The sequence below is a fragment of the Abyssibacter sp. genome (genome assembly GCF_964229365.1).
Classification (GTDB): domain Bacteria; phylum Pseudomonadota; class Gammaproteobacteria; order Nevskiales; family OUC007; genus Abyssibacter.
Window position 1 is genome coordinate 1 of the sequence record NZ_CAXRDQ010000070.1, and the last position, 16,130, is coordinate 16,130.

Consider the following 16,130-nt stretch of genomic DNA (forward strand, 5'->3'; position numbering starts at 1 on the left):
TGTCGTCGTGGCGTTCTTGTGCAAGCTGATCAGCATTCTCGGATCTCGCTCCAGTGTGCCAGAGTGGCCTTCAGGACCTCTCGGCCCATCAGCAGTGGACGGCGAGTATGAACGAGATATTCATCCGGGACCCGACACCTAGGAATATGGGGACCATAGTTGATTGTCCGGCTTTCAGTCGTCGTCGAAGCAGCAGCCCGGGTGAATGTCAGGTAATCGGTCGCAGCGGCATCCGATGGCGAAGAAGTCGACCGGATGCGTTGTCGTAGGGTCTTACGATTCGGCCGGCGTGCCTTCTCGTCCTACACCAACCGCGCCCGTATCACATCGAAGCTATACCCTCGGCCCATTCGATTCATATCCTTCGCGAGGCGATTGTATCGCCTTCGTCGAAGTGTCCATGAAATCCTGGGAACTCCAGTCATCGATTTCTAAGGCTTGGAGTGGCGGCAGGTTTAAGAAGTCCTGAATCATTCTGGCTCCAAGTTCGGCCGTATCTCAGTCGCTCGCACACATTTTGGAGCATCACTTCGCCTCTCCGATCACCTGACTGCCGGGCACGACCGTGATGCCCTGACCAGTGCGTGGCGGTCTCCATGCCCGCCCAACTCGGGCGCCCACAGGGCTGGCGGGGTACACAGCCCATAGCTATGGTGACATTCGGCTGTATTTGGGCGAGATCGTCTGCAGTACGGCATCGCGTACCGCGCCCGGTCGCTCCATGGGCAGGAAATGGGTCGTTCCGGCGAGGGCGTTCACCTGAGCCATAGGTAGCATGGCGCGCAGGCGTTGGCGCGCCGTGGGCGAGAAGGTTGATGCGCGATCCGCAGCCAGCGCAATCACAGGACACCGCAGCCGACGGACGCCGGGCCAGGGGTTGTGTTCGGTATGGACGAAGGTAGTGCTCTCCCACTCGGGCGCGCAGGCCAGGCGAACGCGATTACCACTCTGTACGAGGCCATGCTGGACATAGGCTTCAAGCCAGGCCTCGGGCCAGGTCTTGAAGCCACCGCGGCCACGGAAGTTGTCAAGGGCTGCGGCATGCGAGTCGAACTCCCGGCGCCGGCGTGCCGCGCCGGCGGCGAGGGAGAAGCGGTACGACTGGCGAAGCAACTTCGCCAACCATAACTGCCAGCCCTGCCAGCGATCCATGATTACGGGTTCCGCCAGAATCAGGCCCAGCACTTTCTCCGGCCGTCGGGCGGCGGCCATGACGCTGGTTGTGGCGCCGATGGAATGGCCGGCTAGCCAGACCGGCTCATCCAGGCTCTGCAGCCAGGCGGTGAGGTCCTGGTAGTAGGTTTCCCAGCCGCGGAATGTCCCCATGTCCGCCGCCCCGGCGCTGGCGCCGTGGCCGCGCATGTCCCAGGCCAGCACATTGCAATCGTGCGCCAACTTGTCGAGCAGCGGCTGGTACAGGCGGCCATGGAAACCCGTCGCATGCGCCCAGTGCAGGGTGGGACGACCTGGCGTATGCGGCCAGCGCCACAGGGCGATATCCTGGCCGTCTGGGGCCGTGAACCCGTCGCGCTCGATCACGCGGGGCGTCTCAGTAGGATTTGGGCAGGCCAAGGACATGTTCGCCGATGTAGTTGAGCAGCATTTCGTTGTTAATGGGCGCGATCTCCATCAGTCGCGCCGACGGCCATAGCGTGATGATGTCGTAGTCCCGGTCGAAACCGTAGCCGCCGTGGGTTTGCAGCGCGGCCTCGACGGCCTTGACCGCGGCGCGCGAACCCAGCAACTTGGCCATGTTGGCATGGGCGCCGGCATTGCCGCCCGCATCGAAGGTCGCGGCGGCCTGAATCATCATCAGCCGCGCGGCTTCCAGCTCGGCCTTGGCCTCGGCCAGCCGATGCTGCAGGGCCTGGTAGCTGCCGATGGGTACGCCGAAGGGTTTGCGCTCGTTGGCGTAGGCCACGGCCTTTTTCAGCGCGTAGTTGCCCAGGCCCACGGACATGGCGGTCACCAGCAGGCGTTCCGAGTTCAGGGCCTCGAACATGCCGGCCAGGCCCTGTCCCGGCTGGCCGATCAGGCGGTCCGCTTCAAGTTTGACCTCATCGAAGAACACCAGGTACTGCCGCTCCGGCCAGCCGACGTCGATATTCAGGGGTTGCAGTTCGACGCCGGGCGCGTCGGTATCCACAACGAACAGTGACATGCCCTCGGTGCGGCGCTCGACCTCGCCCGCCTTTTGCGTGCGGGCGACCACCAGCATGCGGTCGGCGTCTGCCGCGCCGGAGATAAACACCTTGCGGCCGGTCAGCCGGTAGCCGTCGCCATCCTGTGCCGCCAAAGAGGACATCGCGAAACTGTTGGTGCCGGCATCCGGCTCGGTAATGGCGAAGCACAGCTTTTCTGCGCCACTGATGGTCGGTTTGACGAAGCGCTCGATCTGCGAGGGCGTGCCCTGGCGGATGATCGGTACGCGCGCGAAGCCCGTCAGGAGCAGCATGGGCAGCACCAGTCCGGCCTCGGCCAGGGTTTCCATCAGCGCAACCAGTTCCACCTGGCCGCCGCCTGAACCGCCCAATTCCTCCGGTATGGTGATGCCGAGCAGCCCGTACTCGCCCAGAGCTTCCCAGGCCTCCTGCGGGAAGCGGTGGTTATCGATGCACTCGCGCATGTATGCCCGGCTAAAGCCCTCGCTCACGCCGCGGGTGGCCTCGCGGGTGTCACGCATGCGCTGGGCCACGCTGGCCTGGTCGAATTCAATTTCGGGTGCTGCACTCATTGTCGATCCTCCTCGTCTCACCCTTTCGGGGTGAACAGGTTGCGTTGACCGTCGCTGCGCACGTGGCCGGCGCGGTTGAGAAACTCGTCGTCGGTCATGGCATTGAGCAGGTCCGGGTCGGCAGGGGTGTTGGCGATGAATCGGCGGCCATCGTCCAGGCGGCCCAGGACAATGCCCTGGGCCGGCCGGTCGTCACGGTCGTGCATGACGGTATAGGTTTCGATGCGCCCGGCACCTTCCGGCTGCGCCGCAACCTCTACACCGGGGCCGGCGTCGATTTCCGCCTGCACGGCCGCCGCGTCGCCCCGCCGCCAGCCGCCGGCCGGTGGCCGCGACCCGTACAGCCCCAGCGAATGCTTGCTCATGTACCACCCCACGCCACTGACCAGTGCGAGAGCGTCGGGTTCGGCGCGGATACGGGCCATGGTTTCAGCGATGGCGTGGGTGCAATAGTTGCTGCCGGGCCCACCGTGGTACGCGAGACCGCCCGTGACGGTGAGCGGCCGGGGATCATCTTCGGCGATGCTCAGGGCGTTGCGCGCCACCTGCACTGCGCTGGGAAAGCAGCTATACAGATCGAGATAATCGATGTCATCTACGGCCAGCCCAGTAGCCTCGAACAGGCGCCGGCCGCAAGCGGCGATCGCCGGGCAGCGGGACAGCTCCGCCCGTTCGGAAACGAACCAGCGATCGCTGGCATCCGCCGCGGCCATGGGATACACCCAACGCCTCGGGTCGATCCCCAGAGCTCGAGCCTTGGCGGCCGACATCATCACCAGCGCGGCCGCTTGGTCCACCGCGATGATGGCGTTCATGCGCTTGGTGTAAGGCGCGCCAACCATGCGGTTTTCCGGCGTACGCTCGGCAATATCAGCTGCGGACAAGGGCTCGCGGCGCCAGGCCTTTGGGTTGTTCATGGCGACGGCGTTGAAACCGGCATACAACTCGCCCAGCGCCTGCCGGTGCGCGGCCGGGTCGCGCCCGTACTGGCCGCGCAAGGCCTGCTCGAACAGTGGGTAGATCTGCACGGGCAAATTAAGCCCGTGCCGTTGTTCGGCGGGGTTGGTCGGTTCACGGTCGTCGCCGAGCAGCCGGGGACCCTCGCCGGCTTCGGTGTCGATCACCCCGGACAGGCCCGCCCCCTTGTCGCGCATCTGCGTGGCCAGCGCTTCGCCACCCGCGATCAGCGCGCAATCGAGTTCGTCGGCGGCGATGCGGTCGGCATAGTAACCGACCAGCCATTGGCCCATATTGCCGCCGATGGGCGTGTAGAAGCGTTCGCCGGGGTCGATACCCAGCGTTTGGGCCAGACTGGCCGGCGCGTCGGGATAGGCCGGCGCCAGGATGTTGAGACAGGTCAACGACTGGATATGACGCAAGACGCCGTCGATGCCGCAGTCCGCCGCCGCGGCCCGGGCGGCCTCGGCGATCAGACCGATCGGTGTGCGCTGGTCATCGGGTTCGCGCGCGGTGATCTGGCTGGCGCCGACCAGCACCGGCGTGTTGCTATCAGACGTCATTGTTCTTCCCTGATTTTACCGCCGGGGGCGGTCTCGAACAGCAGCTGCACGCGCCCATGGGCGACGGGTGTGCTGGCCCGGTCCTGCCAGCAGCTGACATGGACCAGCGCCGTACGCCGGCCCTGGCGGAAGATTTCGGCGGCGGCGTAGGTGGGCCGCGCCCGCGCGGAACGCAGATAGTCCACGTTGCAGTCGAGGATGCGGGGGCGGCGAGCCTGTGCATCGCGGCTTTGCGCGGCGACGCGCGCCGTAATCTCAATCAACCCGCCGATAGCGCCGCCATGCAGGGCCGGCAACATGATGTTGCCTATCAGCGCATCGCGATACGGCAAATGGACTTCCATGCCGGTGCCGCTCTGATGGATCGCGAGCCCAAGGCGCCGCGCGTAGGGAATGCGTTCCAGCAACTTCTGCCAAGTGGCCCGCGTATCGGCGCACACATCCTGCTCGAGCGTCCTCGATGACATTGGACCAGCTGTCTCGCTCATACGGTATCGCCCCGCGAAGCCTTCGTCGCGACGCGCTTGCTCTGGGTGCCGCGCATGAAGGTGGCATTACCTATAGCAACCGGGCCATCCTCTTCCTCGGAAGACACCTCGCAGCGCACGAACGCGACGTCATCGGTCAAGTGATGACAGCGGGCGGTGGCCACCAGGGCACGTTCGCTACCGGCCGGCCGGAGATAATCCATGCGCAGATCCAGCGTGGCTATGGGTTTCAACTCCCGTAGCGCGGCGAATACCGCCAACCCGCAAGCCGAGTCCACCAGCGAATACAGCACGCTGGTACAGAGTTCCTCGGCTGCATCGTCGGCGTGCAATGCCGGACCCGGCTCCAGTCGCATGCGGACTTGATCTGCTTCCATCGCCAGCACCTCCATCCCGAGATCGCTGCTGTGGGGCACCTGCTCGCCGAACTGCCGCGCCACAGCGACTGGATCATGGTCCGCCAGGTTGCCTGTACCGGCCATCAGCCCTGAGCTCTGTCCTGTTCCATCTCCGCCGCCATGTCGCCGCTAAGTGCATCGGGCGCAGCTAACAGACGCGGATAATGTTTGCGATAAGCCGCCGTCAGTTCGGCGTAGGGCAGATCGGCGCGGGGGCCGTGATCGGTCAGATACTGCATGTGGCGGCGCCCGGCGGTGTCGAACTCGTGCATGAGCGCATGCTCGCGGCCGTCGAATTCCAGTGCCTTGACGCCGAAGCGTTCGCACAGTTCGATGTTGAACGCCGGGGTGGCCTTGACCCAGCCCCCGCCCAGCCACAACTCGGTGTAGCCGTGGTAATAGAAAATGTCTGTCTGCATCAATGCCAGCAGGCGTTGGCTGGCCAGGTGGTTTTTCACATCCGCCAAGCCGATGCGAGCGGGTATGCCCGCGGCCCGGGCGCAGGCCGCCAGCAACACGGCTTTGGGTACGCAATAACCGCGGCCAGCAGCCAGCGTTGTGCTGGCGCGCAACCTGTCAGGCTCCAGCGAGAATGCGTAGGGGTCGTAGCGGATTTCATCCCGGACCGCATAGTAAAGGCGGATGGCGCGCTGCCGGTCATCGCCTTCCCCCGCGCGGTTGCGGGCGAAGTCCTGGATGTCGGGGTGGTCGCTATCAACAAAATCGCCGGGTGCCAGGTACTCGCGGGTATCTGCATTCATGTAAGTGTTCTTTTGATTCATAGCGTCGGCACTCGCGACCGGGCGGAAACGACCGCCGAAAAAGGCCATTCCAGAGAGGTCACAGTAGGTGGACGGCGCGAAGCCGGCGAGGACATTTATTGACAACGCGGGGGCATTTAAAGACAAGTCCCGCGTTTAGGAGGCTGCTGAAAAGCGTAGCTTTTCGGCGGCCGACGCCCGGCACAAGGACGTGCCGGCAAAAATCGAACACTCAAGCGCTTGGTTTTTCGAGCAGCCGGGAGACCGCGTCTTCCGGCTGCGTTGCTGAAAGCGCCATGGATGGCGCTCTTCAGTGGCCTGATCGGGGCGGCTGCTACCCTGTATTTCGCCGATATTGCTCAGGCGGAACCCCGAACCAGCGCTTGAACGCACGCCGAAAACTCGCGGTGTCGTGGTAATTCATCAGCGCGGCAATCGCTTCTACGGACATTTGGCTGTCAAGCAAATAGCCGGTGGCCTGGCGGGACAGAATCTCCTCGCGAATTTCCCGAAAACCGCTGTTTTCCTGTTTGAGTTTACGCGCTAGGGTGCGTTTGCTCATGAACAGGGCGGCTGCTGCTTCTTCTTCACAGAGCGTGCCTGGTGGGTGGGACAGCATCATTTTCTTGAGCCGGGTCCGATAGTCCGGTTCACGGCTCTGAAGTCGAGCGAGCATGGACTCGCACTGCTGCAAGGCTAGACCATAGTTTTCACTATTGGCAGAGACGTTCGGCATCCTGCACAACGCCATAGGGAGTCTGAGCTTCAACTGATCGCAGCCGAAGTAAACGCGCCCGGGCAAATACGCCGAGTAGTTGGCTCGGTAAGCCGGCGCCGCGTGGGCAAAACAGGCCTCGGCCTCATCTAAGGGCCGGCCGGCGATAAATTCGCCGGTTGCAAAAAATGCCTTGACCGCCGTTTCCGCCAAGCAACGCGCAACGTCCTGATCCAGCTGTGCCTGGAAATCCAACAAGCACTCCATGTGGTTTTCCGCCTGTTGCAAGCGCAAGTGGATGAAGCTCGCGCGCGTGGGCAGGAACTTGTGAAACGCCTGTAGAGCGGTGAGCAGGTCAGGGCTACTGCAAACGGCAAACCCCATGGCGCCATGTGTGGCCGGGGTCAGGCGCTCACCCAGCCGTAAACCGAAGTCCGGCTGGCCAGACAGCGCCAGCGCGTTGCGCAGAATCTGGACCTGCTGGTCTGGCGTAAGCAGGCTGTCATCAGTCAGGAATTGCTGAGTGCCAACCCCCGTGCCGCGCAACAGTTTGGGCAGTTGTCGCGCGGTAAGCCCAAGTTCACGGGCGATCAGTCGTGAGTAGTTCGACGGAATGTCGGCTTCGGTGTTTTGCAAGCCTGCCACCTACCTGGTCGTCGTCATAAGTCCCTCCACGGACCCGCCGAGTGTCTTTAAATGTCCCCATGTTGTCAACAAATGTCCTCATCCGAGGGTTGGCACGCAGTCACTATAAGTTGCAGTTAAAACCGACAGGAGGAGCGCAGTGGGCAAAATTACCTTTATCGAGCACGACGACACCGAACATGTCGTTGAATTCAAGGCTGGCGCCTCACTGATGCAAATCGCCGTGGATCACATGATTCCCGGTATTGATGCGGACTGTGGCGGGGAATGTGCCTGCGGCACTTGCCACGTGATCGTCGCGGACGAGTGGTACGACAAGACCGGCACGCCGGGTGATGACGAACAGCAGATGCTGTCCATGACCCCGGAGCTGGCAAAAACCTCGCGTCTGGGCTGCCAGGTTCAAACCACCGAGGCGATGGATGGCATGACCGTCCGTCTGCCCGAATTTCAGATGTAAGCACAGGAGGACGCCATGTCAACAGAATTGCAGATGAGCGATGTAGTCCAGACCAAGCTAATCAACGCCACCTCCAGAGTGGTGCCGATGCACCTGCAGATCCGGACACTCAAGATGCTGGTGCGGGCAAAGAAGAAGGTTATCGGCCCGCGGCGCCCTCCCATTCACTTTCAGGAAGCGCCCGCTCCCGATGTCAAAACGCTAGCGCTCGAGGACATCGACACCAGCAACCCTTTCTTGTATCGGCAGGATCAGTGGGGGGGCTACTTCAAGCGGCTTCGTGACGAGGCACCAGTCCACTTCCAGAAAGATAGCCCCTTCGGCCCGTTCTGGTCGATAACGCGCTACGAGGACATTTTGTTCGTAGACAAGAACCACGAGCTGTTCTCCTCCGAGCCGATCATCGTGCTGGGCGACTTTCCGGAAGGGATGCCCGTGGAAATGTTCATTGCGATGGACCCGCCCAAGCACGATGTACAGCGCCGCTCGGTGCAGGGCGTGGTGGCGCCGCAGAACTTGAAGGAAATGGAGGGGCTCATCCGTCAGCGCACAGGGGAAGTGCTCGACAGCCTGCCTGTCGACGAGGCCTTTAACTGGGTGCCGGCCGTGTCGAAGGAGCTCACGGGCCGCATGCTAGCCACGCTGCTAGATTTTCCGTACGAGGAGCGTCACAAGCTGGTCGACTGGTCGGATCGTATGGCCGGCACCACAGCGGCGACCGGGGGCGAGTTTGACGATGAAGACAACATGTTTGACGCCGCCGCTGACTTGGCGTGGTCTTTCTCTCAGCTGTGGCGCGACAAGGAGGAACGACGTGCGGCCGGTGAAGCACCCAGCTTTGATCTGATCAGCCTGTTGCAGAGCAGCGACGATACCAAGGACTTGATCAATCGTCCGATGGAGTTTATCGGGAATTTGACGCTGCTTATCGTCGGTGGCAATGACACCACGCGTAACTCAATGAGCGGCGGGGTGCTCGCCCTGAATCAATTCCCCGAGGAATTCGCCAAGCTCAAGGCCAACCCGGAGCTGATTCCCAACATGGTTTCGGAAATCATCCGCTGGCAGACTCCGCTGGCCAATATGCGCCGCGTTGCCACGCAAGATGTTGAATTGCGTGGCCAAACCATAAAAAAAGGCGATCGCGTATTGATGTGGTACGCCTCGGGCAACCGGGACGAACGCAAATTTGAAAACCCTGATGATCTGATTATCGACCGTAAGAACGCGCGCAACCATATTTCGTTTGGCTATGGAATCCACCGTTGCATGGGTAACCGTCTGGCCGAATTGCAGTTGCGCATCCTATGGGAAGAACTGCTCAAGCGCTTTGACAACATCGAAGTCATTGGCGAGCCCGAGCGGGTTCAGTCGAACTTCGTGCGAGGCTATTCCAAGCTGATGGTCAAGCTGACGCCCAAAGGTAGAGGCGTGGTGTAAACCAGTATGGCGTCCGGACCATTCGATTATGTGGTGGTTGGCGGCGGCTCGGCCGGATGCGCCGTCGCCAACCGCCTCTCCGAGAGCGGCCGCCATTCGGTGCTGCTGCTCGAAGCCGGTCCGGAGAGTCGCCGCAATCCTTTCGTGAACATGCCGCTGGGCTTTCTGCAGCTGATGTTCAGCCGTCGCTACAACTGGCAGTTCAATACTGAACCGCAGCGGCACATGCACGACCGTGCGTTGTTCCAGCCGCGCGGCAAGATGCTCGGGGGGTCCAGCGGCATGAACGCGCAGGTGTACATCCGTGGCCATGCCTGGGACTACGACGAGTGGGCACGGCTGGGTTGCGAGGGTTGGTCGTACGCCGACGTGCTGCCGTATTTCCGCAGGTCAGAACATTTCGAGCCGAAGGTGACCCCGGATGAGGCAGCCTTCCATGGCCAGGGTGGTCCGCTCAATGTGGCCGAGAGACGCTATACCAATCCGTTGAGCACGGCATTCGTCGGCGCGGCGGCGCAGGCGGGGTACCGACGCAATCCGGATTTCAACGGTCATGAGCAGGAAGGCGTGGGTTTTTACTACGCGTACCAGAAGGACGGCGCGCGCTGCAGCAATGCGCGCGCTTATCTCGAACCCGCAGCGGGCCGTTCCAACCTGACTGTCCGCAGCAGCGCCCACGTTACCCGTGCGCTGCTCGAAGGCACCCGCGCTACCGGGGTCGAGTACCGGGACCCGACGGGGCTGGCGCAGGTCCGCGCCAAGCGCGAAGTTGTGCTCTGCGGTGGCGCGTTCAACACGCCGCAGCTGCTGATGCTGTCCGGGATCGGCCCACGCGAGGAATTGGCCCGGCACGGCATCGAGCTGCGTCATGCACTGGAAGGTGTGGGGCAGAATCTCCAAGACCATATCGACGTGTTCGTGCGTGTCAAAGCACGCAGCCGCCAGAGCATCTCAATGCATCCGAGCTACTGGCTCAAGGGCCTGTGGGCGCTGCTGCAGTACGTGAGCGGCCGCCGCGGTGTGCTGTCGAGCAACGGCGCCGAGGCCGGCGGGTTCATCCGGTCCCGGCCGGAGGAGCCGATACCCGATCTGCAACTGCACTTCGCACCCATGCTGTACGCCGACCACGGGCGGGACCTGAAGACCGCCATGAGTGGCTACGGCTATGCCGTGATGATCTACGGGCTCAGGCCATCGTCGCGTGGTCGCGTCGGCCTGCACAGTGCAGATCCGTTCGCGCTGCCGCTGATCGATCCGAACTACATGGCTGAAGCTGCCGACGTTGAGCGACTCGTGCGCGGGGTACGCTTGGTGCGCAGCATTCTGGCTCGGCCGGCTTTCGCCCCGCACCATGAGGTCGAGATGTCGCCGGGGACGGCACTGCAGAACGATGACGACCTCGCCGACTGGGCGCGGCGCAGCGGGGAGTCGGCGTATCACCCGGTCGGCACCTGCAAGATGGGCGTCGACCCGATGGCGGTGGTCGATCCGCGTCTGCGCGTGCATGGTCTGCTACGCCTGCGGGTGGTCGATGCATCCATCATGCCCACGCTGGTGGGAGGCAACACCAATCAGCCGGCGACCATGATCGGAGAAAAGGGCGCGGCGATGCTGCTCGAGGATGCGGAGGCCAGTGGCGGCTGAGCGCCGCGTGTGTTGTAGCGGTGGGCGCGGTTGACAAGCACCACACCAGGCGCCCCGACCTTGTGCTCGTCCCGATTGGCATTTCGAGGCCTGAACGATCCAATCCCCAGGAACAGTCAAAGAGAGAGGCTATGGCGAACAGACGCCAAGATGCGACGGTCATCGTTGGAGGCGGGCACGCGGCAGGCTCGCTCCTGACAACCTTGCTGCAAAAAAAATATCAACAGGAGGTGGTTCTGGTCGGCGAGGAGCCCCATCCGCCCTACCAGCGACCACCTCTGTCCAAGAATTATCTGGCAGGAGATATTGATGAGGAGTCTCTGTACCTAAAGCCGCGTTCGGTGTACGACGACGCGGGCTACCAGCTTCGGCTCGGGGAGCGCGCCGAGCACATAGACCGGGACAACAAGACCATCACGCTATCGGACCAGAGTACGTTGAAATACGGTCAACTCGTCCTGGCCACGGGGTCTCGTGTTCGACACCTGAACGCGCAAGGGGCCGACTTGAAAGGCCTTCATTATCTGCACGACATGGCTGACTCGGATGCCCTTCGTGAACAATTCGTCCCGGGGAAAAGTCTGGTCATCGTTGGCGGCGGCTACATCGGCCTGGAGGTGGCCGCCATCGCCGTCAAGGCAGGCCTCAAGGTCACGGTGCTGGAAGCCGTCGAGCGACTCATGCAACGTGTCACAGGCCCGGAAATCTCCGCGTTCTTTTATGCCAAGCACCGAGGTGCCGGAGTGGATGTGCGCCTGGACACGGCGGTCACCGGCTTCGAGGCCGGCAACCACGGCTACGTGGCGGGCGTAACACTGGCCGACGGCACGACCGTGCCGGCCGATCTTGTGCTCGTTTCGGTCGGCATCGCACCGGAAACCGCTCTGGCCGAAGCCGCCGGCCTGCCTTGTGACGACGGTATTCTCGTGGACGAATATACGCGTACTAACGATCCCGATATCCTGGCAATCGGTGACTGCACCCGCCACAGAAATCTTTTCTTTGAACAAACGCAGCGGATGGAGTCAGTCGCCAACGCGGTCGATCAGGCCCGTACCGCGGCGGCGACCCTGATGGGAGAGGACAGGCCCTACGATGCCGCACCCTGGTTCTGGTCGAATCAGTATGACGTGCGCCTGCAGATGGTGGGGTTGTCCCACGCTCATGATGAGCGGGTAGTACGTGGCAAGCCCGAGGACGAGGCATTCGCGGTGTTCTATCTGCGCCAAGGTCATCTCATTGCCGTGGACGCGGTCAATCTGCCTATGGCTTTGATGGTGGGTAAGAAACTCGTCTACCAACACAGGGAGGTCAAAGCGCAAGCGTTGCGTGATCCGGATATCGAATTGAAGTCCTTGATCTGAAGCATGCACAGACCCCCAACTGTGGCTAGGCGCCCTTTCGCGACATGGCAGGAAAGATTCGGGCAGTACCCTCCGTTAAAGGCGCAGGTCGCCCTGCGCGTCGCTTTCTCGACCGCATCGAGTGACCAAATCGAGGTGTATGCCGATATGCCATGCGACCTGGGCGGCGCTGCGAACTGCATGACTTCACAACTCAACGGCTTTGCACTTCATGTCGGGGCTGCATCGTCTTTTCTGGGATATGGGCAGTCTTTTCAGCCAGTGTGGCCTGCTCCGTTTTCGTCATTCTCAGTGCTGACGCGACAGAACTCCACGCTGTGTTCCAGTTTACGAGACGACACGCGTACAGGGATTTCCCACATTCCATTCTGGTTTACAGGTTACATGTCGTACTCGGCCCTGCCATCGAACCCACTCTGTATTCCGGATACCCAAAAAACGTGGCTTCAACCGAAGCCACGTTTTGCATTTCTGGGCGAGGCGAGTGGTGTTGCTTTCGCGCGATACCGGCCCGAGCCCACGTCCCGTTCGGACGACCGGGCCGGAGCAAGTCGGCCTATTGCGCCTGTGACAGCAGGTCGAGCTGCCGGGCGCCTTCGCGGCACTGCGCGACGAAGCCAGGGGCCAGGTCCAGGGTGCTGGCATCGCCCGCACGGGCGCCCGCCTCGATCTCGTTAGCCTGATCGCCCAGGTGGCTGAGTCCCACGGTCCGGGTTGACGACTTCAAGCTGTGTGCGAGTTCGGCCAGCTCGGCCAGATCGGCTTGCGCATGTGCCTGTTCCAGCCGCTCGGTCTTGTCGCGGATTTCGGCGGTGAACTGCGACATGATCAGAGGAAACATCTCCTCTCCGACATCACGGCGCAGCTGGTCGAGCATGGACTGATCAAGCATTGTGAAGCTCCTCGGAAGGCTGGCTGGGGGCTGGCGAAGGGGTCATGGTCGGTTCCAGCCACCGGTGCAGAGCGCGCAGCAATGCCGCGCGTTCCAGGGGTTTGGTCAGGTGTTCGTTCATTCCCGCAGCCAGGAACCGCTCTTCATCCCCCTGCATGGCATTGGCGGTCAGGGCGACCACGGGCAGGTGTTCGCGATCGAAGCGTTCGCGTAGCTTGCGCGTGGCGGTCACGCCGTCCATTTCCGGCATGAAAACGTCCATCAGCACGAGGTCGTAAGGCAGCCGTTGCAGGGCTTCCAGCGCCTCCAGGCCATTGCTCACAACGTCGACCCGGTAGCCGGTGTTCTGCAACATCGCGCGGATGACCATCTGGTTGGTCGGCGAGTCCTCGGCGAGGAGAATCCGTACCGCGGGCCAGCCCAGTTCCGATGGCAGCAACGGGGTGGCCGCCGGCGCTTCGCCGTTGTCGGTAACGGTTCGAGCCACCGGGAATTCCACATCCACATAAAAGCGGGCGCCCTTGCCGGGTTCGCCATGGGCGCCGATGGTTCCGCCCATCAATTCGACCAGACGCTTGCAGATCGCAAGCCCAAGACCGGTGCCGGCGAATCGGCGTGCGGCGTTGTCATCCAGCTGATCGAAGGGTGTGAACAGTCGTTCGGCCTGGTCTGGGTCAAACCCGATGCCGGTGTCTTCGACCTCGATGCGCAGCGGCAGCGTGCGGCCGATGTCCCCGGCGGCGCGTAGACGTAGCGTGACCTGACCACAGTCCGTGAACTTGATCGCGTTGGACATGAGGTTGAGCACGATCTGACGCAGGCGGGCCTCGTCCGCGATGACAATTGCGGACCGCAGTCCGTCATCCCACCGGACCTTGAGATCCAGCGACTTGCTTTCGGCCTGCGCGCGCACCAGGTCGACCACGCTGTCGACCATGGTCGACAGCCGGCAGTCGGAGGCTTCGAGTTCCAGCTTGTCGGCCTCCATCTTGCTGATATCGAGAATCTCGTTGAGCAGTCCCAGCAGGTGCTGAGCGGACTGGTGTGCGGTCTGCACATACTTGGTTTGTTGAGCGTTCAGGCCTGCATCGCCACTGAGCACACTCAGCAGTCCGATCACTCCGTTCAGCGGGGTTCGGACCTCGTGGCTGACCGTGGCCAGGAACGTGCTCTTGGCCTGGTTCGCCTGTTCGGCCTTTTGCCGTGCGTCGATCAGATCCCGCGTGCTGGCCTTCTGGTCGGATACATCGACGTGAAAGGACACGGTGCCGCCGTCTCGCATCCGCTGTTCCACGACACGCACCCAGCGACCGTCCGCGAGTTTCTGATCGAAGGCGGATCTGGGCATGCGGTGGCGTTGCAGGATGACTTCCCGGAAATCGCCTTTGGCCTTGGCATTCATGCCCTGGGTGATTGCGAACTGGTCGGCGGAAATCGCGAAATCGAGGATGTCCTCGAACTGACGGCCGATCTGCAACCGCGGGCGGGCACGGGCGTAGAGTTCGCGATAGCGGTCATTGCAGATGTTCAGCCGATCATCGCGGTCGAAAATCACGAAGCCGGCCGGCAGCGCCTGGATGGCGTCGCGAAAACGCGCATGGCTGGACTCCATGTCGCTGACGGTGCGCTTGATGGTCATGCGCGTATGGGCGGGCAGGCGCAGCAGGGCATGCAGAATGACCCCGGTCAAGGCGCTCGCCACCAGCGCCAGGGCCCAGAACAACCGTCGCCCAGACCAGCTTGTGGGCCAGCCGCCCTGCGGAATCACGCCCATGGTCCAGTCGCCGCCGGGGACGGCGACTGGAATGGTCACGCTGTTGTCGGTGAACGCGCGGGTGGAGCCATAAAGACTGGGGAGTACCCCCTCGGTCGTATCCCCGGCACGCAAGGCATATTCGAACCCGCTTTCGGCATCGAAAAAGCCAACGTCGCGGAGCAGCCCGTCCAGATCGATCAGCACGCTGGCGAACCCCCAGAAGTCCGTCTGATTCGAAGCCTCGCGAGGCAGCAGAATCGGCAGACGACCGATCACCGCCTCGCCGCCCTGCAGCAGTGGCACCGGGCCGCTGACCCAGACCTGTTCCGAGTCAATGGCGCGTTGGGCGGTTCGCCGGCGACTGGGGTCGCTCATCAGATCGTGGCCGATCGCGGCCCGATGGTCGGCGATGGGCCAGACATGAGTGACGATGGCATCTGGCGCCAGCTGCAGGCTCACCACATGGCGGACACGGCCAGCCAGCTGCGCCGCGAAATTCTGGAAGGCAGATTCATCGTAGGTCACGCCTGCATGCACCTGACCGCTGAGCGCATAGACCAGGTGCAGGCGCGCGGCCAGCTCCGATTCCAGGCGGCCGAGCATCAGACTGGCGTTGTGGAAGGCATCATGGCGCGCGTGATCCTGACCGGCATGCGTCTGCTCGCTGTCCCACAGCCAGGCGGCGACCAGCACGGTCATGGCAGCGAGCGCGCCGGTTAGCGCCGCGGCCACCGGATAAGAGAGGCGGTCGCGCAGGGTCTTCAGGCGCCGCCGGGCGAGTTGCCATCGATCGTCCAGAACGGAGGGCATACTTGGCGCCAGCCGAGGTTCGCGCAGCTCGACCTCGACCAGCTCGCCGAGCACGCGCAGGGCATCACGGTCCTGGTCGCTGAACCGTCTGGGTTTTGGATCGATGATGCACAGCGTGCCGATCAGGTAGCCGCCGGGTCCTTTGAGTGGGCAACCGGCATAAAACCGGATGTGCGGTTCCCCGACCACCAGCGGGTTCTCCGCGAAGCGGTCATCCTGCAAGGTGTCCTCGATCACCAGGGGCCGGTCGTGATCAATGGCATGCGAGCAAAAGGAGACGGACCGCGCGGTTTCGCTGACTTCGAGCCCCTGGCGCGACTTGAACCATTGCCGGTCGGCATCAACAAGGCTGACCAGGGCGATTTCGACGCCGAAGAGCTGCTGCGCGAGCCGGGTCAGTCGATCAAACCGAGCCTCCGGTGGCGTATCCAGAATGTTGAGGTCCCAAAGTGCTTCACAGCGGGCGCGCTCATCCGGCCCGGTGGTCGCGGCGTTCATGCCCG

The 16,130-nt window shown here is 62.8% G+C and carries 13 protein-coding genes; 4 read left to right on the forward strand and 9 right to left on the reverse strand.

Annotated features, from left to right (window positions below; translation table 11 throughout):
- Positions 1-648: 648 nt before the first annotated feature.
- The 7 genes from ACE1EY_RS11245 to ACE1EY_RS11275 form a co-directional block, all read right to left on the reverse strand.
- Positions 649-1,539, reverse strand: a complete 891-nt coding sequence (locus tag ACE1EY_RS11245; RefSeq protein ID WP_370300190.1) for an alpha/beta fold hydrolase — start codon at positions 1,537-1,539, stop codon at positions 649-651.
- A gap of 10 nt (positions 1,540-1,549) precedes the next feature.
- Positions 1,550-2,734 carry an acyl-CoA dehydrogenase family protein gene (locus ACE1EY_RS11250; RefSeq protein WP_370300191.1) on the reverse strand — a complete coding sequence of 395 codons (1,185 nt, stop codon included), beginning with the start codon at positions 2,732-2,734 and terminating at the stop codon, positions 1,550-1,552.
- 17 nt (positions 2,735-2,751) lie between these two features.
- The gene (locus ACE1EY_RS11255) at positions 2,752-4,254 is read right to left on the reverse strand and encodes an acetyl-CoA acetyltransferase (protein ID WP_291512693.1); all 1,503 of its coding nucleotides are present in this window, start codon (positions 4,252-4,254) and stop codon (positions 2,752-2,754) included.
- Complete coding sequence (locus tag ACE1EY_RS11260) at positions 4,251-4,742, reverse strand: PaaI family thioesterase (protein ID WP_291512694.1); 492 nt, start codon at positions 4,740-4,742, stop codon at positions 4,251-4,253. Before ACE1EY_RS11260 ends, ACE1EY_RS11255 begins: the two co-directional genes overlap by 4 nt.
- Entirely contained in the window at positions 4,739-5,224 is a 486-nt protein-coding gene (locus ACE1EY_RS11265; RefSeq protein WP_291512695.1) for a PaaI family thioesterase, read from the reverse strand. Before ACE1EY_RS11265 ends, ACE1EY_RS11260 begins: the two co-directional genes overlap by 4 nt.
- Entirely contained in the window at positions 5,224-5,901 is a 678-nt protein-coding gene (locus ACE1EY_RS11270) for a transglutaminase family protein (protein WP_291512696.1), read from the reverse strand. Before ACE1EY_RS11270 ends, ACE1EY_RS11265 begins: the two co-directional genes overlap by 1 nt.
- Before the next feature lie 334 nt (positions 5,902-6,235).
- The gene (locus ACE1EY_RS11275) at positions 6,236-7,261 is read right to left on the reverse strand and encodes an AraC family transcriptional regulator (RefSeq protein ID WP_291512697.1); all 1,026 of its coding nucleotides are present in this window, start codon (positions 7,259-7,261) and stop codon (positions 6,236-6,238) included.
- Positions 7,262-7,400: 139 nt separating this feature from the next.
- Between ACE1EY_RS11275 and ACE1EY_RS11280 the strand changes: the two genes are divergently transcribed.
- The 4 genes from ACE1EY_RS11280 (at position 7,401) to ACE1EY_RS11295 (ending at position 12,169) form a co-directional block, all read left to right on the forward strand.
- A complete protein-coding gene (locus ACE1EY_RS11280) occupies positions 7,401-7,721 on the forward strand; it encodes a 2Fe-2S iron-sulfur cluster-binding protein (protein WP_291512698.1) in 321 nt (106 codons plus the stop codon).
- 15 nt (positions 7,722-7,736) lie between these two features.
- Complete coding sequence (locus ACE1EY_RS11285) at positions 7,737-9,161, forward strand: cytochrome P450 (protein ID WP_291512699.1); 1,425 nt, start codon at positions 7,737-7,739, stop codon at positions 9,159-9,161.
- Between the two features lie 6 nt (positions 9,162-9,167).
- Positions 9,168-10,805: a choline dehydrogenase gene (locus tag ACE1EY_RS11290; protein ID WP_291512700.1), complete on the forward strand. Its 1,638-nt coding sequence runs from the start codon at positions 9,168-9,170 to the stop codon at positions 10,803-10,805.
- Positions 10,806-10,936: 131 nt separating this feature from the next.
- The gene (locus ACE1EY_RS11295; RefSeq protein WP_291512701.1) at positions 10,937-12,169 is read left to right on the forward strand and encodes an FAD-dependent oxidoreductase; all 1,233 of its coding nucleotides are present in this window, start codon (positions 10,937-10,939) and stop codon (positions 12,167-12,169) included.
- 556 nt (positions 12,170-12,725) lie between these two features.
- Here the strand turns inward: ACE1EY_RS11295 and ACE1EY_RS11300 are convergent.
- Positions 12,726-13,061 carry an Hpt domain-containing protein gene (locus ACE1EY_RS11300; RefSeq protein WP_291512702.1) on the reverse strand — a complete coding sequence of 112 codons (336 nt, stop codon included), beginning with the start codon at positions 13,059-13,061 and terminating at the stop codon, positions 12,726-12,728.
- On the reverse strand, positions 13,054-16,125 hold the full coding sequence (locus ACE1EY_RS11305; protein ID WP_291512703.1) for an ATP-binding protein: 3,072 nt from the start codon (positions 16,123-16,125) through the stop codon (positions 13,054-13,056). The genes ACE1EY_RS11300 and ACE1EY_RS11305 overlap by 8 nt, the downstream gene beginning before the upstream one ends.
- Positions 16,126-16,130: the final 5 nt, after the last annotated feature.